Raw genomic sequence first — 20,598 nt, forward strand, 5'->3', positions numbered from 1 at the left:
CATGTCGTTGCGTACGACCGTGTTGGGAACCGGAATCATGGGCGCCGCGATGGCCAGGAACCTGGCCAAGGCCGGCCTGGACCTGACGGTCTGGAACCGCAGCCGGGACAAGGCCGAGCCGCTGGCCGCGGTCGGCGCCACCGTCGCGGACTCGCCGGTGGCGGCCGTCAACGGTGCCGACGTGGTCATCACGATGCTGTTCGACGGTGACACGGTCGACGCCGTGATGGACAACGCCCTGCCAGCGATGGCCGAGGACGCGTTGTGGCTGCAGATGACGACTGTCGGAGTCGACGGCATCGGGAGGCTCGCGAGCAAGGCCGCGAGCCGGGGCGTCGGTTTCGTCGACGCGCCGGTGATGGGCACTCGGCAGCCCGCCGAGAGCGGCCAACTGACCGTCCTCGCGGCCGGCGCCGACGACCTCGTCACCCGCGCGCAGCCGGTGTTCGACGCGGTCGCCAGCAAGGTGGTTCGGCTCGGCGACGAACCCGGTGCGGCCAGCCGCTTCAAGCTCGTGATGAACGCCTGGGTGCTCTCCCTGACCACCGCCGCTGGACAGTCGATCGCATTGGCGCAGGCCCTCGGCATCGACCCGCGGCGGTTCCTGGACGCGATCAAGGGCGGCCCGCTGGACAGCGGCTACGCGCAGCTCAAGGGCGCCATGATGATCGCCGGTGACTTTCCCGCGTCCTTCGCCCTCGATGGCGGCGCGAAGGACGCCGGTCTGGTCGCGGCCGCCCTCGAAGGTGCCGGCCGCAGTCCTGCGTTCGCCCAGGCCATCAAGGACCTGATGGACCGCGCGGGCGACCCGAGCGACGACATGGCCGCCGTCGTCCGGGGCTTCTGACTCCTCGCGACTGAGCACCCTACGAACCGGACGTTTTTCGACCGCGAATACGTCGAGTTCGCGGGGGGATCAGCCAGCGGAGGGAGACGCCGATGACGGCCAGCAGGGCGGCGACAAGTACGACACCGCCGGCGGCCCAGGCCGCGTAGACGGCGAAGGACGCGAGGTCGGTACCCAGCCCAGCCACCGAGGTGACGGTGGCGCGGGCGGCGCCGTCGATCCGGTCCTGCAGCCGGGCGTCCACCACCACCAAGGCCAGCCGGTAGAGCCCATAAGAGCCGGCCACCGCGACCAGACCCAGCGGCTGGCGCGACAGCCCGGCAGCGGCCAGCCCGACGGCCGCCGCCGCGACCAGCGCGGCCACCGCGCCGGTACGCAGCCGGCCGCTCGAACCACCCAGGAACGCGCCGGCGGCGCCGGCCAGCGGGATGCCCAGCACCGCCACCGGGACCAGGCCGGTCGGTACGCCCCAGTCGCGGGCCAGCAGCGGGAAGTATTCCTCCACCGCGTCGATGCTGGTCAGCAGCGCGACAGCGAGGACCGCGGCACGTACGCCCGGATGCGCGGTGGCCTCGACGAGACCGGCGCGCAAGGTCGCCACGTACGACCCAGTCACGGACGGCTTGACGGTGGCCGGCTCAGGCTCGTCGGCTGCTGTTCGAGGGGCTTCGGGAAGCCGGGATGCCACCACCGAAGTGCCGAGGCAGCAGCCGACGCTGACCCACCCCACCAGCGGGAAGCCGCCCCACGCGTAGAGCGCCGTGGTCGCGAGCGCGGCCGGCAGCTGCGCGATCAACCCGACGGCCCGTACCCAGCCAAGTACGCGCGCGAACAGCGCTTCGGCGTCGACCGTGGCGAGCCCGTCGTAGAGCAGCGCCTCGAAAGTCCCGGAAACCAGTGAGCCGGCCAGGCCCCACAGCACGAAACCGGCCGCGAACGCTGGAAAAGAAGGAAAAGCAACCCACAGGGCGTAGCCGGCGGCCTGCAGCATCCCGGCCACGACCAGCGCGCCGCGGCGGGAGAACCGGTCCGCGAGCGCGCCGGTCGGCACCTCGGCGAGGATGCCGACCGCCGACCACATCCCGAAAAGCACGGAGATCTGCGCGGGACAGGCCGTGGGCGGCGAAAAGCAACGCATAGAGCGCGTACAAGGGCACGACGTCGCCCAGAAACGCCCACCCGATCGCCATCCTGATCAGGGGTTTCGCGGCTACCGGAAACCGAGGTCAACCAAAGGTCATGCCGCGCACCTTAGCCACCCATGGCCAGTGCGTCGATCGCCTTTCACCGCAGGCGGTTCTGAGCTTTTTCTTTGCGCGCGCGCGGCGAACCACCACCACGACAGCCAGCGCCAACGCCAGGCCAGCGGCTGCCGGGGCGACCGCGAAGGCGCCGACGCTGCCGTACGTGTCAGCGAGCCGGCCGGCCACCGCACGGCCGACCGCGGAGCCGAGCGGGCCGCCAGCGCACAGGATGGTCATGGCGACCGCGGCCCGGCTCGGCGGCGCGATGTGGTCGGTCAGGGCGTAGAGGCTGATCATGTACGGCGCGACCGTCACGCCGGCGACGGCGATCGCGATCGGCACCGGTACGCCAGCAGCCAACGTGGTCATCCCGGCCAGCAGGGTGGCGGCGAACACGACGTACCGCCGCCACCAGCCGAAAGTCGCCGGCAGCCACCCGCAGGCCACCCCGGCGAGCGCGCTGCCGATGCCCAGTTCGGCATAGAGCAGGCCGGCGGCGCTGGTCGCGTACGCGGTGACGCCGGTCTGGATGGCACCGAGAATCGCCCCCATCGCGGCCATCGCGAGGAACAGGGCGATCATCGGCCACCGCGGTAGAGCCGGTCTCGGACCGGTCGGCGCTTGCCGGTTTGGCTCACGGGTGGCGAAGAACAGCGCGAAGGGCAGCGACGCGACGACCAGCATCGCGGCCATCACCACCGCCGGTACGGCCGGGCCGAGCGGCGCCAGCAGGCCGACCGCGGCAGGCCCGGCGACGAAGGCGATCTCGTCGGCGGCCGCCTCGTACGACAGCGCGCGCCTGCATCAGCGGGTCGCTCCCCAGCAACCGCCGCCACTGCACCCGTACGAGCGGCCCGACCGCGGTTGCAACAGACCGGCTAAGGTCGCGGCCAGCAGCATCGCTGGCCGGTCCATCCCAGCAGCGACCACCAGTCCCACCAGGGCAAACGCGTTCCCCACCGCGGTGACGACACCGACCAGCCGGTGGCCGAACCGGTCGGCGAGCGCGCCCACGGCGGGCCCCGCGACCGCGATCGCGATGCTCTGGGCGGCGCTGGCCAGCCCAGCGAACGTGTAGCTGCCGGTCGCGTCGACCAACAGGACAAGGGTGGCCAGCGGGGCCATCGCGTACGGCAGCCGGCCGAGGAAGCCAAGGGCGAAGAAGCCCGGGCTGACCGTACGCGCGAGGGCACGGTAAGACATCGCGTCTCCATCGAGTCACGTCGAGGAGACGCACCTGCCCAGCCACCCAGCGCGTCGTTAGCCCGATTCTGCGTACCAGCCTAACCGTGATCGCTCAGAGCGAACAAGGTCGAGGGAACACCAACGGCATCACAACAGTTGCGTCAGTACAGTACGCTCAGTTTTCTGGGGCGTCCGAGATGCACATACGAGAGGCGTGACACATGAGTCAGACAGTGATCGTGCCGGTCCTGCCGTTGGATGACGAGGTAGTGCTGCCGCAGATGGTGGTGCCCCTCGACCTCGCGGACGCCGACACGCGCACGGCCATCGAGGCAGCCCAGGTCGGGACCAGGGAAAACGGTGTCCGTACGCCAGGGATCCGGTCGAACACCGACAGCGGCGCGCAGGTGCTGCTGGTCCCCCGGCTCGACGGGGACTACGGCGCGATCGGCGCGCTGGGCACCATCGAACAGATCGGGCGGCTGCCCGGCGGCGGCAAGGCGGCGGTCATTCGTACGACCGCACGCGCGCGTATTGGCGCTGGTACGACCGGTCCGGGCGCCGCTTTGTGGGTGCAGGCGGAGGTCGTCGAAGAGACCGGAGCTGACGAGGTCAGCAAGGACACGATCCGCGACTACAAGGCGGTCATCGCCTCGATCCTGCAGCAGCGGCAGCGTGGCAGAGATGGTCGACTCGGTCCAGAAGATGGACGACCCGTCGGCCCTGTCGGATCTGTCCGGTTACGCGTCATACCTGGACAACGACCAGAAGAAGCAGCTGCTGGAGACCACTGACGTGGCCGAGCGGCTGCAGACCGCGCTGGGCTGGGCGCGTGAGCACCTTGCCGAGCTCGATGTGAACGAGACCATCCGCAAGGACGTCCAGGAAGGCATGGACAAGCAGCAGCGGGAGTTCCTGCTGCGCCAGCAGCTGGCGGCGATCCGCAAGGAGTTGGGCGAGCTGTCCGGCAAGCCCGCGACCGAGGAGCAGGACTACCGCGCCAAGGTCGAAGAGGCCGACCTGCCCGAGAAGGTCAAGGAGGCCGCGCTCGCCGAGGTCGACAAGCTGGAGCGTACGTCCGAGCAGTCCCCCGAGGTCGGCTGGATCCGGACCTGGCTGGACACCGTGCTGGAGCTGCCATGGAACACCCGTACCGAGGACAGCTACGACATCCCCGGCGCGCACGGGCACGGCGGTGCTCGACGCCGACCACGCGGGCCTGGATGACGTGAAGGACCGGATCATCGAGCACCTGGCCGTACGAGCCCGCCGGGCCGAAAAGGGCCTCGGGGTGGTCGGCGGCCGCCGATCCGGCGCGGTGTTGGCGCTGGTCGGACCGCCCGGTGTCGGCAAGACCTCGCTGGGTGAGTCGGTGGCCCGCGCGATGGGCCGCAACTTCGTCCGGGTCGCCCTCGGCGGCATCCGCGACGAGGCGGAGATCCGTGGCCACCGGCGCACGTACGTCGGCGCGTTGCCCGGCCGGATCGTACGAGCGATCAAGGAATCCGGTTCGATGAACCCGGTCGTGCTGCTGGACGAGGTCGACAAGGTCGGCTCGGACTACCGCGGCGACCCGACGGCGGCCCTGCTGGAGGTGCTGGACCCGGCGCAGAACCACACGTTCCGGGACCACTACCTGGAGATCGAGCTGGACCTGTCCGACGTGATGTTCCTGGCCACCGCCAACGTGCTCGACTCCATCCCGGCGCCGCTGCTGGACCGGATGGAGCTGGTCAGCCTGGACGGCTACACCGAGGCCGAGAAGGTCACCATCGGCCGCGACCACCTGCTGCCCCGGCAGCTGGACCGGGCCGGCCTGACCGCGCAGGACGTGACCATCACGGACGAGGCGATGGGCAAGCTGGCGGCCGAGTACACCCGTGAGGCGGGCGTACGAAACCTCGAGCGGGCCATCGGCCGGGTGCTGCGCAAGGTGACCACGAAACTGGCTACCGAAGAGCTGCAGACGCCGGTCAAGGTGGGCGTCGACGACCTGCGCGACTTCGTCGGCCGGCCGCGGCACACGCCGGAGTCGGCGGAGCGTACGTCCCTGCCGGGCGTGGCCACCGGGCTCGCGGTGACCGGTGCGGGCGGTGACGTGCTGTTCATCGAGGCGTCGCTGGCCGATCCGGAGACCGGGTCCGAAGGTGTGATCCTGACCGGTCAGCTGGGTGAACGTGATGAAGGAGTCGGCGCAGATCGCGCTGTCTTACCTGCGCTCGCATGGCGCCGAGCTGGAGCTGCCGGTCGGCGACCTGGCCCACCGGGGCGTGCACCTGCACGTACCAGCGGGCGCGGTGCCCAAGGACGGTCCGTCAGCGGGTGTCACCATGACGACCGCGTTGGCGTCGCTGCTGTCCGGTCGGCCGGTACGGTCCGATGTCGCGATGACCGGTGAGGTGTCCCTGACCGGCCGGGTGCTGCCGATTGGTGGCGTCAAACAGAAGTTGCTGGCCGCGCACCGGGCGGGCATCACCACCGTACTGATCCCGGCTCGCAACGAGCCCGATCTCGATGACGTGCCTGAGGAGGTCCGTTCCGACCTGACTGTCATTCCGGTCAGCGACGTACGGGAAGTTCTGTTGACGGCGCTTACTCCCGCTGAATCCAACGCCAAATTTCTCGTCGCATAACTGACAAAGAGAAAGAGCCGGTGCCCCGTGGGCGCCGGCTCTTTCTCTTTGTTTTTTTATGCCGAGCGAATGAGAGAGACAGTCCGCGGTTCGGATTCCTTCCGCGGCCGGGGCTTGCGTACCCGCGTACGCGGCTGACTGGTGTCCGGCTGGGGCGCCGGTGCCGGCTCGGGCAGCACCGTGGCCACGCCCTCGGTGAGGAGGGCTTTTTTCGTGATGGACACCACAACCGCAGGCGCGTCGTCGAGTTTTTCTTCGACGGCCTGGTGTTTTCCTTCTGAATTTTCGTGACTTTCGATGCGGTCAACGACTTCCGCTCGGCGTGGCAATGGATCCCACCCGAATGCCTCGACGACGGCGTCGAAAAGCGGCGCCGTCTCCGGCGGCCGTTGGGACAGCACTTCCACCACTTCGTAAATCATGCGAACCTGCGCTGCGAATACATGTGAAACCTCCGATGCGGCGGTCGGCGACCACCTTTGTTGCTGGCACCGACCGCTGCAAGCTTCGCCATTTCGGCGCCGCTCACACATCCCCGTTCTTGCCATCAGTTACATCCAGCATCGACACTACCGATGGCGATTAACAGATCCTTAAAGTGCGTGGAGTTATCGTACGAACACGCCTTTGGGACCCGCACCGGCAGTAGCCAGCTGGTCACGGATTTGGCCACCCAGCTCGATGAGCCGGTTTGTTTTCGCCTCGCCGAGCGCCTCCCACGGCGCCATGGCGGCACGATCGGTGGCTGCCTCCAGCTCCGAGCGTAGCTTGAGGCCGGCCTCGGTGATGGTGTTTTCGGCGTCGATCAGCCCGCGCTCCACCAGCCCCTTCGCCGCGGTGTCCCATTCCTGGTCGGTCCAACCACGGCTGGGCTGGGCGAATTCGCGGGTGAACGAGCGGCCGGTGGCAATGTGCAACAGCAGCGCGTCCAGCCCCGGGATGCCGGCCTGAACCAGCGCCGCGATGTGCCCGCCGCCGCGGTATTCACGCAGCAGTGAAGCCGCGTGCCACACTGCGAGATATGGCTTTTCTGGCCATTCAAGATCGGCGTAAGCGGCGTAAAGCGGGCGGCCTTCCGGCGTACAGGCCGCGGTTGCCTCGCGCGCCAACTCATTTAGCTCGACGACCTCGGGACTCTCACAGCCGGCCTCCCCCAGCAGCCGGACGAGGGCCGCGTCGACCGCGGCGAGCCTGGCCGCGACCACGTCCGCTGGCGACGCCAGCGTCCATGCCCGCGGGATGTTCTTGGCGATCGGTCCAGGGCTGAAGTTGTAGAACGTGGCGGTCACCACACCCGGCCCGACGGCGCCCATCGGCGCGGCCCGTCCGGCGTAATAGACCATCCGGCCAGGCCGGAGGCCAATCGCCGTCAGGTGCTCGGCGGTCTCCGGGGAGAAATAGCAGGTGATGTGAATGGGCTCCAGCACAGTGGCGGCGATGCGCGCGATACGGGTCTCCATCCGCGTACCGTATGACACGATCCGTGCGTCAGCAGCTCTCCCAGCGGACGGGTTACGCTGCCTTTCGTGCCGCCACCGCAGGAAATCGTGACGATCGCGGTCGCCGTCGACATCGAGACCCAGGCCCGAAAGTCCCGCTTTCTCTGCCTGCTCGCCCCGGTCGAAAGCGAAGCGGCGGCCCGCGAGGTGGTGGCCCAGCGGCGTCGCGCCCACCACGGCGCTGGACATCACTGCTCGGCCTTCATGCTCGGCCCCAGCGGCCAGCTCCAGCGGTCCAGCGACGACGGCGAGCCCGCCGGCACGGCCGGCATGCCGATGCTGGAGGTGCTCCGCGGCCGCGGCCTGACCGACGTGGTCGCGGTCGTCACCCGCTACTTCGGCGGTGTGCTGCTGGGCACTGGCGGCCTGATCCGCGCTTACGGCGGCGCGGTCTCGGCCGCCGCCGACACGGCCACGATCGTCCGCCGGCGACCGGTCCACACGGTCGTCGTCACCATCGACCATCAGCACGCCGGCCGGCTGGAAAACGAGTTGCGCGCGTCACCGTACACAGTGGACAGTGTCGACTATTCCGCGGTCGTAACGACTGCGGATTTTGGTGTCTCCTAACGATCTTTCCACTTTCAGCGACTGGCTCGCCGAACACGCCGCCGCCGCTGCAATGGCGGTCGGCGATCTGTCCTTTGTGGACGTTCGTTAGCTCGGGAGGCGCGAGCCCAGCAGCGGCCCGCGTCTCCCGCTCCCCCCTCGCTCCCAGCGTGGCGATGATCCCGGATCGCCCCCAGCCGGCGCCAGGGTTTTCGGCTCAGCCCGAAATGGCACTGCCCCTCTCGGCCAACCGGACCTCGCATTCTCGAGTGAGATGACCGCTTGGAGTGGTTCGATAGCTTTAACGGTCCGAGACCAACGGAGAGGTGGACCGGATGGGGCGTACGGGGGTTCGGTGCCCGGACGGGGTTCGCACCGCAGGGGGTGTCCCTTGTTGAGAATTCATTTCTCCGGGGACGATTTCGCCCGCCTGCGGCTGATCACCCGGCCGGATCCGCTGTGGGAGGTGGTGCTCAGCAGCCACCTGTTGCAGGCCCCGGGAGACACCGATCTTCGATCCGTGGCGGCAACACGCCCGATGGGCGGCTCGGTCCACCAAGGTCCGGCAGGCGATCGAGGTCATTGGGACGGTCAACCCGCGATGCACCTATTTTCCGGACTTCCTGACGCCCACACCGGACGGGCAGGGCATCGAGGCCGGAGTGGACGCGGTGCTACACACTCCGGCCCAGCGGGTCCGGCGCGAACTGGAGACCCTCTCCGGGCTCCGTGACCTCTCGCCGTGGGCACGCTCGCTGGCCGATGGCGACCTGGCGGCGGTGGGCCTGCTGGGCGACTCGCTCATCACCTACCACCGTGCGCTCGTACAGCCCTTCACCAGCCGGATCCGGGCCCGCGTCGACGGCGACCGTACCGTCCGCGCCCGCGCTCTTATGAATGGCGGTGTCGATGCGCTGCTGGCCAGTCTGCGGCCGACCCTGCGCTGGCGTTCCCCGGTGTTGGAGGCGGATTTCCCGAGCGACCAGGACCTGCACCTGAAACGGCCGCGGATTGGTGCTCGTCCCTTCCTTCTTCTGCTGGCGAACGCCAGTCACGATGGCTGACCCAGACCTGACGCCCGTGCTGGTCTATCCAGCGGTCGGCGACCCCACCTGCGGACCCGCCGCCGCGCAGCTGAGCAACCACGCCTTGGTGGCGCTGCTGGGCACCACCAGGGCCACGGTCCTTAACGCAGTCAGCGCCGGCGGCGGCGCCACCACGGGCGAACTCGCCCGTACGATCGGCGTCTCCGCGGCGACCGCCAGCGAGCACACCAAGGTGCTCCGAGAGGCCGGCCTGCTGACCAGCATCCGCAACGCGAACTCCGTCCTGCACGCTGTCACCCCACTGGGCTCAGCCCTCTTAGCCCCGCACCGCTGACTGGGTCTGCCCTAAAGGATCTTGTGTAAGACCAGGGGGTAGACCGGGCCGGCGCCGGATTCGCGCAGGAGTGCGGCGCAGACCGCCGTGGTCCAGCGGGAGCGGCACTCGTCGTCGAGCAGGAGAACCGGGCCGGCGGGCAGCGCAGTGGTCGCTGTCCAGCGGCGCAGCGCGGCGATGCCGGCGGCGCCCTGACTGGGGGCGTCGGACTGCCAGGGGGCGCTGCCGGCGTGCGGCTGCAGGGCCTCCACCAGCTGCATCCGGCCGAGCTGGGCAACTCGCTCGGCAAGGTCGGGCAGCAGCCGCGGCCGACGCCGGGACGGCACCCAAGTCACCCAGGTAGGCCGGCCCTGCGGCCAGCCCCAGCGGCTGAGCACCTTGACGATCCCGTCCAGGATCTCCTGCGACACCGGTTCGTCGGCGGCCAGCGCGGTGGTGATCGCGTCGCCCCATGCCGGGTCCTCCCCCAGCGCGAGCGCCCGGCCGACCTCGGGCCGGAGCTCGGTCGGGATCGCCCCACGCCGGGAAGCTCCGGACGGCCAGCGCTTGCGCGGCTCGATCCCGATCGTCTGCGACCGCAGGAAATCGGTGGCAGCCGACACTGTGGCCGGCCGTGGATCGGCGGCCGGCAGGGTGCCCGTACACACCGAGCAGCGGCCGCAGTCCGCCGCCTCCGGATCATCCAGCGACTCCCGCAGTGCCCGCATCAAGCACCGCTTCGCAGCCATGTAGTCGCGCATCACGGCCTGCTCGGCCCGCCGGGCGGCGGCAATCGCCTCATATCGCTCGCGGTCGTAGACCCACTCGTCGCCGGTGGCAATCCACCCGCCCTCCGCGCGATCGACGGCGCCGTCGACGTCCAGCACCTTCAACAGTGACTCCAGCCGGCCGCGGGCCAGCTCGGCCTGGCTTTCCAGCTCGGTGATGGTGACCGGGCGGTCCGCGCTCGCCAGCACGTCCAGGACGCGGCGGACCGTGCGCTCGGCCGGGAAGGCGGTGGAGTCGAAATACGCCCAGATGTTGGCGTCCGCCGCGGTCGGCAGCAACACCGCCCGCGCCTTGTCCAAGGCGCGGCCGGCGCGGCCGACCTGCTGGTAATAAGCGATAGGTGAACTGGGCGCGCGCCGAGGTGGATGACGAACGCGAGATCCGGTTTGTCCAGGCCCATTCCCAGGCTGGACGTGGCCACCAACGCCTTGAGATCGTTGGCGAGCAACGCTTTTTCCAGCGAACCGCGGACCTCTGGATCGGTGCGGCCGGAATATGCCTCGGCACGATGTCCTTGGGTGCCAAGGAAAGCGGCCAGCCGCTCGGTCTCGGCCACGGTCAGGGTGTAGACGATGCCGGATCCGGGTAGCTCATGCAGCGCGTCGGCGATCCAGGCGTATGCCGCGGGCACGTTAGGCATGTCGACCACGGAGAGGGCGAGGCTCTTCCGGTCCAATGGCCCGCGCAGGGTCAGCGTGTCGTCGCCGAGCTGGCTGGAAATGTCGTCGATCACCCGCGAGTTGGCGGTCGCGGTGGTCGCCAGCACCGGTGTCGCCGCCGGCAGCCCGGCCAGCACCTGCCGGATCCGCCGGTAGTCCGGCCGAAAGTCGTGCCCCCAGTCGGAAATGCAGTGCGCCTCGTCCACCACCAGCATGCCAAGGCGGGGTGCCAGATTCGGCAGCACCCGGGATCGGAACCCTGCCGAGTTCAGCCGCTCCGGCGAGATCAGCAGCACGTCGGCGCGGTCGGCGGCGATCTCCGCCTCGATCGAGGACCACTCGTCGAAGTTGGACGAATTCAGTGTCACCGCGTGAATGCCGGCGCGCTGGGCCGCGCCGACCTGGTCTCGCATCAAGGCCAGCAACGGCGAGACGACCAAGGTCGGTCCATAACCCTGCGCGCGACGCAACGCCGTCGCGATCCAGTAGACCGCCGACTTGCCCCACCCGGTCCGCTGCACCACCACGCAGCGACGATGGTCAGCGACCAGCGCCGAGATCGCCGCCGCCTGATCGTCCCGCAGCAACGCCTGCGGCCCGGCCAACGTCCCCAACTGGGCCTGCGCCCGTTCTCGCAGCTCAGCACTGATAGTCACACGCTCATCCTCTCAACCCAACCCGTCCACCCCCGATACTGGTCGCCACCCCCGACACTTTCCCCGCCCACCCCACGCGGACCCGTCATCTCCAACCACAACCGGCCAACTTCGACGGACCCAACCCGCTGACCTCACCACCCCTGCGCGGGACTGTCACCTTCACCATCAAGTTGGTCAACTTCGTACGGGACCCAAACCCAGCCGTCCCCACCCCACGCGGGACTGTCACCTTCACCATCAAGTTGGTCAACTTCGTACGGGACCCAAACCCAGCCGTCCCCACCCCACGCGGGACTGTCACCTTCACCATCAAGTTGGTCAACTTCGTACGGGACCCAAACCCAGCCGTCCCCACCCCACGCGGGACTGTCACCTTCACCATCAAGTTGGTCAACTTCGTACGGGACCCAACCCCGCCGTCCCCACCCCCGCGCGGGACTGTCACCTCTAAACCAAAGTTGGTCAACTTTGTACGGGACCCAACCCCGTCCGGCGCCATCGGCCGCCAGGCCGACCCTCGTAGCCGTAGTCGACGGCGCGCCCGCGCCGAAGGCGCCAGAAACACAGGGCGCATCGGCAGTAACCATCGAAAAATCCCGCCCCCGCCACCGCTCTTTGGTGGCGGGGGCGGGATTTTTCGATGGCTGGTAGACGAGACGCCGCACCCCTCGCAGAAAACGCCCTTAACCAGGGCGCTCACCTCCGCACCAAACACCACTTCCAACCAAGGCCCTCACCCCCACCGCAAACACCATTTCCAACCAAGCCACTCACCTCCGCAGCAGCCACCCGCTTCAACCAGGCCCTCACCCGTCGAAACACAAACAGAACGGGTGGCCGGCCGGATCAAACAGCACTCGTACGTTTTCCTGTGGCTGGGACTCCGCCAGAGTGGCACCCAACGCCACCGCGTCAGCGACCGCCGAGTCCAGATCACCGACCTGAAAGTCGAAGTGCATCATCGGCCGTTGTTTCCCGTCGACGGGAGGCCATACGGGAGGGCGATAGCCGTCCGCCTGTTGGAAGACGAAAAACGTCCTTGCGGGGAACCGGCGACGATGGCCGTCCCAGGTTCCTCGTGTCCAATCGGTAGACCGAGGAGTTCGGAGTAGAACTTCGCCAGACCGCTGGGATCGGGCGCCTCAATCGTCGTTCCCCACCACATGCCACCAGTTCGGGATTTCATTCCACCAGTCTGGCTTATGGCGTGGCTGTCGGACCAGTAACTCGGCGGCAGTCAGGACGTCATCGAACGACTCGCCACAGAAGGCCACTCGTACTGCGTGGTTGGTCTGCCCAGCGGATACCTAACCGAGGGGGTTCTCCTCAGCCCGGCCGCTGGCGGCGTAGCGGCGTAGTTCCGCGACGAACCGGTCGGCCGCGGCGCTGGCGCGGTTGGCCGGCAACAGCACCGAGATGATGCGGCCGCCGGGGTCGATGACGCCGCGACTGAGTCGGACGTTCGGGGTGGGGTTCTGGCTCAGCGTCAGGGCCGGGATGATCGCTGCGCCGAGTCCGTTGGCGACCAGGGCCACAGGGTGGCGGCCGAACCAGTGCCGATGTTGTGCGCGTTGAGCGTGACGCCGTGCCTCTCGCAGACGTCGACGAGCACCCGCCGGTAGAGGATGTCGTACGACGTCGTAACCCACGGCCTGGCCAGCAGTTCGGCCGCGTCGGTGAGCACTGGCCAGGACGCCCGGCACGATCACCCGGTAGGGGTCCGGCATCAGGTCACGTTCGACCACGCCGGCGGGGCGTTCGGGGTCGCCGGGGCCGAGCCGTTCGCTGATCAACATGTCAAGGTCACCGGTGCCCAACCGGGCCAGTCCCTCGGCCTCGGTGAGCTCGTAGATGCACGGGTCCAGGGTCGGGTCGGTGACCGCCAGACGCATCGCCACGGGCGCCACGAGTTCGGTGATCGCCACCGAGAATCCGCCGATACGCAGCGGCCCAGACACGTCGGTACGAAATTCGTCCAGGTCGCGTTCGGCCGCACTGAGCGCGTCCGCGACCCGCTCGGCGCCGTCGGCCAGCCGATGCCCAGCCGCAGCCGCGGTGAGGCACAGCGGGCGGCCACCGCCCCGGCGGGAGCGGTCCACCAGGTCAAGGCCGACCTCGGCCTCCAGTTTCGCCAGGTGTTGGGAGATGCCCGACGGCGTCACATGCAGCAGCCCGGCGGCCGCCTGAACGCCGCCGGCTCGACGTACCGCCCGCAGAATCAACAGCCGCCCAGGATCGATCGTCATGCAGTCAAACTACAGCAGAATTCAGAATAAGTAACTTCCCTTGAATCCCCCTCGGGACGAGAATTGTCCTATGACCACCAAAGCGGAGCAGCACCTGCGATCCCCAGAAACCATGACCTCAGAAACGCTGATCCGGTACGCCGCCGACGCACTGACCGTCGCGCGCGCGCAACGGCGCGGCGCTGCGGCCGGCACGGATGCGTACGCGACGATCGGGGCTCTGCGACAGGTCATCACCGCACTCGACAACGCGATGGGCAGCGTCGCCACCGCGCTCACCCAGCGCCCCCGTGCTGACCAGGCGATCGTGGAAGGTCCCTTCACTGGCGATATCGAAGCGGCAACCGGTACGGCCGAACAATGGCTGTCCCGAGCCCGCCTCACCCTGATGGTCGGCCCAGCACGTTCGATCGACAACGCCCACGTCGCCCTCGCCGGCCTCGCTCACGCCTCCCCGGTCACCACCTTCTAGCGGTGCGCTCCACACTTTTGCTGCCCGTGACGGATGTTGTCGTCCATGACACCACCCCGCGACCAGCACCGTCGACCGGCCCGAGCCCCCGAGACCAGGACATCGCCAAAGCCACCCATTGCCTCGTACCTCCGCCGCCCTACATGGTGAAGGTGTCCGGGTCGGGTCCGGTCCGCGTGTCGGTGTTCAACGACGAGAGCGCGTCCACGTCATCGTCGGCGAGTTCGAAGTCGAGGACGTCGAGGTTCTCCCGCATCCGGGACGGGGTGGCTGACTTGGGGATCACCACGTTGCCGAGCTGCAGATGCCAGCGGAGCACCACCTGAGCGGGGCGTTTTGCCGTACTTCTGGGAAATTCCAGTGAGGAGCGGTACGCCGAGCACCGCACCCTGAGCGAGCGGGCTCCATGCTTCTGTCGCGATTCCGTGTTCACGGTGGAACTCGCGCAGCTCGGCCTGGATGAACTGGGGGTGCAGCTCGATCTGGTTGACCGCTGGCACGACGTCCGTCTCGTCGAACAGCCGGCGCAGGTGCACTGGCTGGAAGTTCGACACGCCGATCGCGCGGACGCGGCCGTCGGCATGGATTTTCTCGAACGCTTTCCAGGTGGCCACATACTCGTCGCGGTCCGGCCGCGGCCAATGGATCAGGTAGAGATCGACGAAATCCAGGCCAAGCTTGCCCATGCTGTCGTCAAAAGCACGCAGCGTCTGGTCGTAGCCCTGGTCACCGTTCGCGAGCTTGGTGGTGATGAAGAGTTCGCCCCTGGGCAGACCGGATCTCGCCACCGCGGCGCCGACCCCAGCCTCGTTCCGATAACCGGCGTGTGTATCGATACTGCGGTAGCCGGCCTCCAGTGCGCTGGTCACTGTCTTCTCGGTTTGCTCCGGCGGCACCTGGAAAACTCCGAAGCCGAGCTGCGGAATCGCCACACCGTTGTTGAGCTTCAGTCGAGGAATGCCGCTCATCAGATACCTGTGTCCTCTCCCGGACGAAACGCGCCCGGTATCGATACTCGCGGACCACGCCTGGCCCACATTCGCCGGGGTGCCCGCTTTCCACCAGGTCACGCGAGCCTCCGCCAACCTGCGCTACCGGCGGATTTGACACCGGATGATCTCCGATGGTTGGGTCCCTGCCGAGCCCGGATGACGCACTGATATCGTCCGATCACCACAAGGGAGCGACGATGCTCTCACTGGGCGACACGTCGCCCGCCGGAAAAGTGCACCACCGGCAAAGATGCCGTTTCCCATCGCTCCGATCCCTGTCTACGCCACCGCGAGGCTGGCAACGAGACAGGATCCACAGGGCGGCAGGAACTACTCACCGTTAGTAGGTGAGTACGCAGAGACGGGAGTCGATGCGATGGTAGGTACGGCACCGCGCATGACCGGCGAGCGGCGGAAGCAGGGCACCCTGTACCGCCTGGACCTGCCGGCCCACAGTCGCACCGCGCTTTACGGCGGCCTCTCCGAGCAGTACGTCAACGATCCGGCTTTCGCCGTCGACACGGTGTCCATCGGCACCGCGGACGGACTGGTCATCCGCGGCGTCAGCGGGCACGCCGCCGAATGGTGCGACGCGGCGACCGTCCTCACCGGCTTCGGCGTCGACCTGTCGGCGAGCAGCGCCGGCTGCGCCATCCTGCTCGTCCTCGACGGGCAGAGCTACGCCTTCACGTACGGGCCGCTCGGCCGCCGACTGCTGGACCAGTCGCAGATCGACCGCGGCTTCGGCCTCCGGTACGCCGCGGCCGCCGCCCCGCAGCCGGAGGTGGACGACACCATCCGGGCCGCGCTGCGCTCGCCGCGCCCGAGCATGGAAGCCTTCGAGAACGTCGTACCGCGACTGGAGCGCCACCTGCGGGAGGCCCGCGTGCCGGTCAACGGCACTCGCTCCGCCGGCACCACCGGGACCGACGGCCTGATCCTGGACATCGTCGCCAACCCGGTGACGCTGCTGGCCGACATCCGCGCGGTGGCCACCATGCTCGCGTACGGGCCGCAACACCCCGAGCTCGACTTCGTCACGCACGTACGCCCACTGGCCGCCGACTCGCCGCTGGCCGGCGCGCTGGACGAGCAACTGGCCGCCCTGCTGGCCGGCGAGCGCCCGGAGGCGCCGCTCAGCTGGCGCCATGACCTCTGCCTGGACAACCCCGCCGGCTACCTGGAGTCCGCTTCGTACGGGCTCACCGTCGGGACCGTCGAGAGCGGGGAACGGGACGACCTGCGGGTCGAGGACATCCACGCCGGGCTCCGCGACGTGCCGGCCGATCGATCAACGCTGCGCGGCGCTGCGGGAGGGCACCATCCGGGTGACCAACGAGACCGACCGGCCCGGCATGCCCAAGCTGACCCTGACCGCGCCGGCTGACCACTGGATCGTCGCCGAGATCGCGCTGCCGGAGTTCCGCTACCTCTATTACCGGGGCGCGTGGCACCAGATCCACAACCAGTTCCTGACCGCGCTGGCCCGCGGTGAGGACAGCACGCTGACCACCATGATGCAGCTCGGCCTGCACCGACTGGTCTCCACGCGCGGCCGACCGCCGGTCCCGGCACACCATCGTCCGCGCCTTCGCCGCGTAGGCCCCCGCTCCGTCACCGTCGGGGCCTGATTGTGACGTTGCGTCCGCTGGAATGTCTTGAGCGTAATTCCGGGTCGTACGGCATTGGTCGACCCGGAATTTGCGCTTCAACCGCCCCAGAGCGGGAGGCACGGTCTAGCGCTACCGAATTGTTTGAGCACGCACCGACTACATCGTCTCGTACCAGTGGCCGGTGACCGTGGCTGTTCCGGAGCAGTAAGCCTCGGACCACGAATAGGCTGGCGCCCAGTTCCCGTCCTCGACCGCGCCGTCAGTGCAGTCCACCTGAATACGAAAAACGGTGTTAGGAGCGGGCAAGTCCCAGCACTTGCCGGCCAAGGCGCTGCCGTGCGCGTCGTTGTATTCCCGACAGGGGAGGGATCCCTGGGGCGAGTACGTCGCCGCCTCGGCTGGTGACGCCGTTGCCGTGGCCAGAGCGAAAACGCTTCCGGCGACCAGGCATGCGGCCAAGATCTTGCGCATCCGGGACTCACTTTCCTTCGTATTCCTACCTTGCTAGGGCTAGGGCACGAGAACGATAGGTGGCGCAAACCGGGTCAGGATAGATGCAATTCGCCATAGTTCTCTCGGGACATTCGTCATCGATCGCGCCGTCGGGCGTCAGCGCGAAAGCTCGGCATCTTCGGCCGCAAACCAACAAATATCCGAACGCGTACGCCAACCTGAGCAGTTCGCCACGCGCGATCGCGACCGCAGCCCCAATGTGGCCAGCGACCCTACCGAGCCCCGCCGGTCACGCGTCTACCCCCTGAGGCCGGAGCTGGTCTAGCGACGCCGGTCACGTTCGCGGCCATCACCTGTTATGACAGGTCATACTGAACGCATGAAAGCGGCGGTTCAGGCGTTGCAGCGACAGTCGTCGGTGCCGCTCTACCGTCAGCTCAAAGAGCGGATCGTCGCCCGCATCCAGGCGGACAAGCTGCGGCCCCACGACCGGCTGCCATCCGAGCGGGAGCTGATCGAGACTTTCGGCGTCTCCAGGATCACCGTCCGGCAGGCGCTCACCGAGCTGATGCACGAGGGGCGGATCTACAGCGCTCCCGGCAAAGGCTTCTTCCTGTCCGAGACGTGGGCTCCGGTGGAGCTCAACGGGCTGCTCAGCTTCACCGAGCTGGCTCGCAAGCACCGACGTCAGCCGGGCACCACCACGCACCTGGTCAAGCTGTCCCCGTCCGGCGACGCGGTCGCCGAGGCGCTCCGGATCACCCCCGGCGAGCCCGGTCGTACGGCTGCACCGGGTGCGGACCCTGGACGGCAGCCCAGTGCTGGTCGAAAACGCGTATCTCACGCTGGCGGTCGGCGCCGGCCTGCTGGATTCCGGCGTCGGCGACGGGTCGCTCTTCGCCACCCTCACCCAGCGGTTCGGCTTCCGGCCGGCCCGCAGTACGAGCCTGGTGACCGCCCGGCTCGCCGACGAAGCCGAGGCCGACATCCTCGGGCTGGCCGCGCCGGCCGCCGTACTGGTAGTCGAGCAGACCACCTTCGACGCGACCGGGCTGCCGATGTGCGTCACCTATTCCTCGCAGCACCCGCACCGATTCCCGCTCACGGTCACCGACACCGCGGACGGGCTGATCAAGGAGATCCGGTGAAAAGCCTCCGTATATTCGACACCCCCACCGAAGTGGCCGGCGCCGTCGCCGACCGGTTGGCCGAAGTGCTGGCCCAGCACCCGCGGCCGGTGATCACCTTCCCGACCGGCTCGACCATGCTGCCGGTCTACCGCGAGATCGTCGCCCGCAGCCAGACCGGGCAGCTGGACCTGCGCGGAGTGCAGGGCATCCAGCTGGACGAGTACGCCGGCGTCGACGACCACACCGAGGCCAGCTTTCGGGCGTGGTTGCACGAACACCTGCTCGCCCCGACCGGCATCACCGCCTTCCACACCTTGCCGGCACACGACCCGACACCTGCCGCCCTGGCGTCGTACGAACAGGTCATCGCCTCGTACGGTGGCGTCGACCTGGCCATCCTGGGCATCGGCGGTAACGGCCACATCGCCTTCAACGAGCCGGGCAGCCCGGCCGACAGCCGGACCCGCGTGGTCGAGCTGGACCGCCGAACCCGGCAGGCCAACGAGCGCTACTGGACCGACAGCGACGCGTTCGTCCCGACCCGCGCGGTCACCCAGGGCATCGGCACGATTCTGGAGGCGCGCGAGGTGCTGCTGATCGCCACCGGCGCGGAAAAGGCCGAGATTCTGCACGAGGCGCTGCATGGCCCGGTGTCCGAACACGTACCGGCCTCACTGATCCGCTCCCACCCGCACGCCGAAGTCCTCGCCGACGCCGCCGCCGCCGGGCGGCAGCCGAGCGACTCCTCCGCCCGCGAGAGCGACCGCCTTTCCGCTTAAGCCCCCCAGGCGCCGCTTGCCGAGTGCTTACTCGTCACCGTATACTCGTGTACGAGCATTCGGGTACGAGGGAGACTGGCGATGGCGAAACGGCGCAGGGTGGGAAACCTGTTGGCGTTGGCGGTGCTGTCGACGCTCACCCAGCGGCCCATGCACCCGTACGAGATGGCGTCGATCCTGCGCGAGCGCGGCAAGGACCGGGACATGCCGATCAAGTGGGGCTCGCTCTACACAGTCGTACAAAACCTGGAAAAACACGGGCTGGTGGCGGCGACGGGCAGCGTACGGGAGGGCGGGCGGCCGGAGCGAACGGTGTACGCCATCACCGATGCCGGCAGCGACGAGAGCTCCGCGACTGGGGCGGGAACTGGTGTCGAGTCCCGAGCGTGAGCACTTGCGGTTCGCCGCGGCACTGTCGGTGCTGGGCGCCCTCGGGCCGGACGAGACGATCGGGCTGCTCAAGCAGCGGCTCGACCTGTTGGACACCGAGCTCGCCGCCGATCGCGCTCAGTTGCTGCGCGAAGCCGCCGAGATTCCCCGACTTTTCCTGGTCGAGTCCGAATATGAGCTGGCGATCCGAGTGGCCGAGGCCGACTGGGTACGGGCGTTCCTGGCCGAGCTGACCACTGGCACCTTCCCGCACCTGGACGACTGGCGGGCCTTTCACCTGACCGGCGAGGCACCGCAGGAACTGATCGATCTCGCGGAGAGGGGCAGCACACCCGACTGACAAAGAAAAAAAACCTCGACGCCGGTGTTGCAGCACCAGCGCCGAGGTCCTCGACCTCGAACCGAAACCGCGTGAGCGGATCCCAGCCACGAGGTGGCACCGCAAGTCTAGCTGGGCTCCCTTTCCCGGGCAGGTTCACGAACCCACCCCAAGGGGAAACATGTCTGACGTAAGAACAGCAATCATCATCGGCGGCGGGATCGCCGGACCGGTGGCCGCGATGGCACTGCGGAAAGTGGGCATCCAGGCCCGAGTTTTCGAGGCGTACGACGAAACTGCGGACGGACGGCGTCGGCGGCATGCTCGGCCTCGCGACCAACGGCTTGAACGCCTTCGACCTGGTCGGCGTGAAGGACGCGATCGTCGACGTGTCGATTCCGGTGTCGACGATGGTCATCCAGAGTTGGACCGGCAAGAAGCTCGCCGAATTCGGCGATCCGGCCGGCCCACCGTTTATCCAGACGGTGTGGCGCGCCGACCTCTACCGCGTGCTCTACGACGCGGCGACCAGCCATGGCATCGAGATTGAGCACAACAAACGGTTGGTACGGGCCGAAAACACCGAAACCGGGGTCACCGCCACCTTCGCCGACGGCACCCAGGCGTCCGCGGACATCCTGATCGGCGCCGACGCCTCCGATCGACGGTCCGGTCGATCATCGACCCAGCGGCTCCCAGCCCGCGTTTCACTGGTCTCCTCGGCATCGCCGGCCGGCCCGCGATGGGCCCGAAACTGGCATCCACGAACGGCTCCATGAAC

Annotated in this window: 20 protein-coding genes and 5 pseudogenes; 14 read left to right on the top strand and 11 right to left on the bottom strand. The window is 68.3% G+C overall.

Features of this window, described 5'->3' with window-relative positions; all coding sequences use genetic code 11:
- Position 1: 1 nt before the first annotated feature.
- Positions 2-847 carry an NAD(P)-binding domain-containing protein gene (locus GNX96_RS19640; RefSeq protein WP_163569212.1) on the top strand — a complete coding sequence of 282 codons (846 nt, stop codon included), beginning with the start codon at positions 2-4 and terminating at the stop codon, positions 845-847.
- A 19-nt stretch (positions 848-866) separates the two neighbouring features.
- Here the strand turns inward: GNX96_RS19640 and GNX96_RS19645 are convergent, their stop codons facing one another.
- From GNX96_RS19645 to GNX96_RS19655, 3 genes are all read right to left on the bottom strand, one after another.
- On the bottom strand, positions 867-1,928 hold the full coding sequence (locus GNX96_RS19645) for an MFS transporter (RefSeq protein ID WP_390624069.1): 1,062 nt from the start codon (positions 1,926-1,928) through the stop codon (positions 867-869).
- 145 nt (positions 1,929-2,073) lie between these two features.
- Positions 2,074-2,784, bottom strand: coding sequence for an MFS transporter (locus GNX96_RS19650; RefSeq protein WP_163569213.1), 711 nt, complete (start codon positions 2,782-2,784; stop codon positions 2,074-2,076).
- Between the two features lie 111 nt (positions 2,785-2,895).
- Positions 2,896-3,294, bottom strand: coding sequence for a hypothetical protein (locus GNX96_RS19655; protein ID WP_163569214.1), 399 nt, complete (start codon positions 3,292-3,294; stop codon positions 2,896-2,898).
- A gap of 203 nt (positions 3,295-3,497) precedes the next feature.
- On the opposite strand from GNX96_RS19655, the pseudogene lon reads away from it, so the two are divergent.
- Positions 3,498-5,909, top strand: a pseudogene (lon, locus tag GNX96_RS19660) (endopeptidase La).
- Between the two features lie 56 nt (positions 5,910-5,965).
- On the opposite strand, the gene GNX96_RS19665 reads toward lon, so the two are convergent.
- Entirely contained in the window at positions 5,966-6,331 is a 366-nt protein-coding gene (locus tag GNX96_RS19665; RefSeq protein WP_163569215.1) for a hypothetical protein, read from the bottom strand.
- Between the two features lie 186 nt (positions 6,332-6,517).
- Positions 6,518-7,369, bottom strand: a complete 852-nt coding sequence (locus GNX96_RS19670; RefSeq protein ID WP_163569216.1) for an SCO6745 family protein — start codon at positions 7,367-7,369, stop codon at positions 6,518-6,520.
- A 66-nt stretch (positions 7,370-7,435) separates the two neighbouring features.
- Between GNX96_RS19670 and GNX96_RS19675 the strand changes: the two genes are divergently transcribed.
- The 3 genes from GNX96_RS19675 to GNX96_RS53275 all read left to right on the top strand — a co-directional run bounded on the left by GNX96_RS19675 (position 7,436) and on the right by GNX96_RS53275 (position 9,337).
- Positions 7,436-7,978, top strand: a complete 543-nt coding sequence (locus GNX96_RS19675) for a YigZ family protein (RefSeq protein WP_279580857.1) — start codon at positions 7,436-7,438, stop codon at positions 7,976-7,978.
- 641 nt (positions 7,979-8,619) lie between these two features.
- Entirely contained in the window at positions 8,620-9,021 is a 402-nt protein-coding gene (locus tag GNX96_RS53270; RefSeq protein WP_279580858.1) for a hypothetical protein, read from the top strand.
- Entirely contained in the window at positions 9,014-9,337 is a 324-nt protein-coding gene (locus tag GNX96_RS53275) for an ArsR/SmtB family transcription factor (RefSeq protein WP_279580859.1), read from the top strand. Before GNX96_RS53270 ends, GNX96_RS53275 begins: the two co-directional genes overlap by 8 nt.
- 11 nt (positions 9,338-9,348) lie before the next feature.
- Here the strand turns inward: GNX96_RS53275 and GNX96_RS61220 are convergent, their stop codons facing one another.
- From GNX96_RS61220 to GNX96_RS19695, 4 genes and pseudogenes are all read right to left on the bottom strand, one after another.
- Complete coding sequence (locus GNX96_RS61220) at positions 9,349-10,293, bottom strand: hypothetical protein (protein ID WP_313885709.1); 945 nt, start codon at positions 10,291-10,293, stop codon at positions 9,349-9,351.
- On the bottom strand, positions 10,206-11,420 hold the full coding sequence (locus GNX96_RS61225) for a DEAD/DEAH box helicase (protein ID WP_313885710.1): 1,215 nt from the start codon (positions 11,418-11,420) through the stop codon (positions 10,206-10,208). Before GNX96_RS61225 ends, GNX96_RS61220 begins: the two co-directional genes overlap by 88 nt.
- A gap of 809 nt (positions 11,421-12,229) precedes the next feature.
- Positions 12,230-12,475 (bottom strand): annotated as a pseudogene (locus GNX96_RS53280) (VOC family protein); the annotation flags it as partial.
- Between the two features lie 255 nt (positions 12,476-12,730).
- Entirely contained in the window at positions 12,731-13,669 is a 939-nt protein-coding gene (locus GNX96_RS19695) for a LysR family transcriptional regulator (protein WP_163569217.1), read from the bottom strand.
- 70 nt (positions 13,670-13,739) lie between these two features.
- Between GNX96_RS19695 and GNX96_RS19700 the strand changes: the two genes are divergently transcribed.
- Positions 13,740-14,141 (top strand): hypothetical protein, encoded by a 402-nt coding sequence (locus tag GNX96_RS19700; RefSeq protein ID WP_163569218.1) that lies wholly within the window; start codon positions 13,740-13,742, stop codon positions 14,139-14,141.
- Between the two features lie 139 nt (positions 14,142-14,280).
- On the opposite strand, the pseudogene GNX96_RS19705 reads toward GNX96_RS19700, so the two are convergent.
- Positions 14,281-15,109, bottom strand: a pseudogene (locus GNX96_RS19705) (aldo/keto reductase).
- A 400-nt stretch (positions 15,110-15,509) separates the two neighbouring features.
- Between GNX96_RS19705 and GNX96_RS19710 the strand changes: the two are divergent.
- Positions 15,510-16,520 carry a DUF6119 family protein gene (locus GNX96_RS19710; protein ID WP_279580860.1) on the top strand — a complete coding sequence of 337 codons (1,011 nt, stop codon included), beginning with the start codon at positions 15,510-15,512 and terminating at the stop codon, positions 16,518-16,520.
- Positions 16,462-16,764 (top strand): hypothetical protein, encoded by a 303-nt coding sequence (locus GNX96_RS19715; RefSeq protein ID WP_279580861.1) that lies wholly within the window; start codon positions 16,462-16,464, stop codon positions 16,762-16,764. Before GNX96_RS19710 ends, GNX96_RS19715 begins: the two co-directional genes overlap by 59 nt.
- 138 nt (positions 16,765-16,902) lie before the next feature.
- On the opposite strand, the gene GNX96_RS19720 is transcribed toward GNX96_RS19715, so the two are convergent.
- On the bottom strand, positions 16,903-17,217 hold the full coding sequence (locus GNX96_RS19720) for a hypothetical protein (protein ID WP_163569221.1): 315 nt from the start codon (positions 17,215-17,217) through the stop codon (positions 16,903-16,905).
- 361 nt (positions 17,218-17,578) lie between these two features.
- Between GNX96_RS19720 and GNX96_RS64120 the strand changes: the two are divergent.
- The 6 genes and pseudogenes from GNX96_RS64120 to GNX96_RS53310 all read left to right on the top strand — a co-directional run.
- A pseudogene (locus GNX96_RS64120) lies at positions 17,579-17,752 on the top strand (GntR family transcriptional regulator); the annotation flags it as partial.
- Positions 17,753-17,960: 208 nt separating this feature from the next.
- Positions 17,961-18,347, top strand: a pseudogene (locus GNX96_RS53290) (GntR family transcriptional regulator); the annotation flags it as partial.
- Entirely contained in the window at positions 18,344-19,108 is a 765-nt protein-coding gene (locus GNX96_RS53295) for a glucosamine-6-phosphate deaminase (protein ID WP_279580863.1), read from the top strand. The pseudogene GNX96_RS53290 and the gene GNX96_RS53295, both read left to right, overlap by 4 nt.
- Before the next feature lie 81 nt (positions 19,109-19,189).
- Positions 19,190-19,498, top strand: coding sequence for a PadR family transcriptional regulator (locus tag GNX96_RS53300; protein WP_279580864.1), 309 nt, complete (start codon positions 19,190-19,192; stop codon positions 19,496-19,498).
- On the top strand, positions 19,479-19,838 hold the full coding sequence (locus tag GNX96_RS53305; protein WP_279580865.1) for a hypothetical protein: 360 nt from the start codon (positions 19,479-19,481) through the stop codon (positions 19,836-19,838). The genes GNX96_RS53300 and GNX96_RS53305 overlap by 20 nt, the downstream gene beginning before the upstream one ends.
- Before the next feature lie 299 nt (positions 19,839-20,137).
- Entirely contained in the window at positions 20,138-20,596 is a 459-nt protein-coding gene (locus GNX96_RS53310) for an FAD-dependent oxidoreductase (RefSeq protein WP_279580866.1), read from the top strand.
- Positions 20,597-20,598: the final 2 nt, after the last annotated feature.

This window comes from Fodinicola feengrottensis, from assembly GCF_010993775.1.
Classification (GTDB): Bacteria; Actinomycetota; Actinomycetes; order Mycobacteriales; family HKI-0501; genus Fodinicola; species Fodinicola feengrottensis.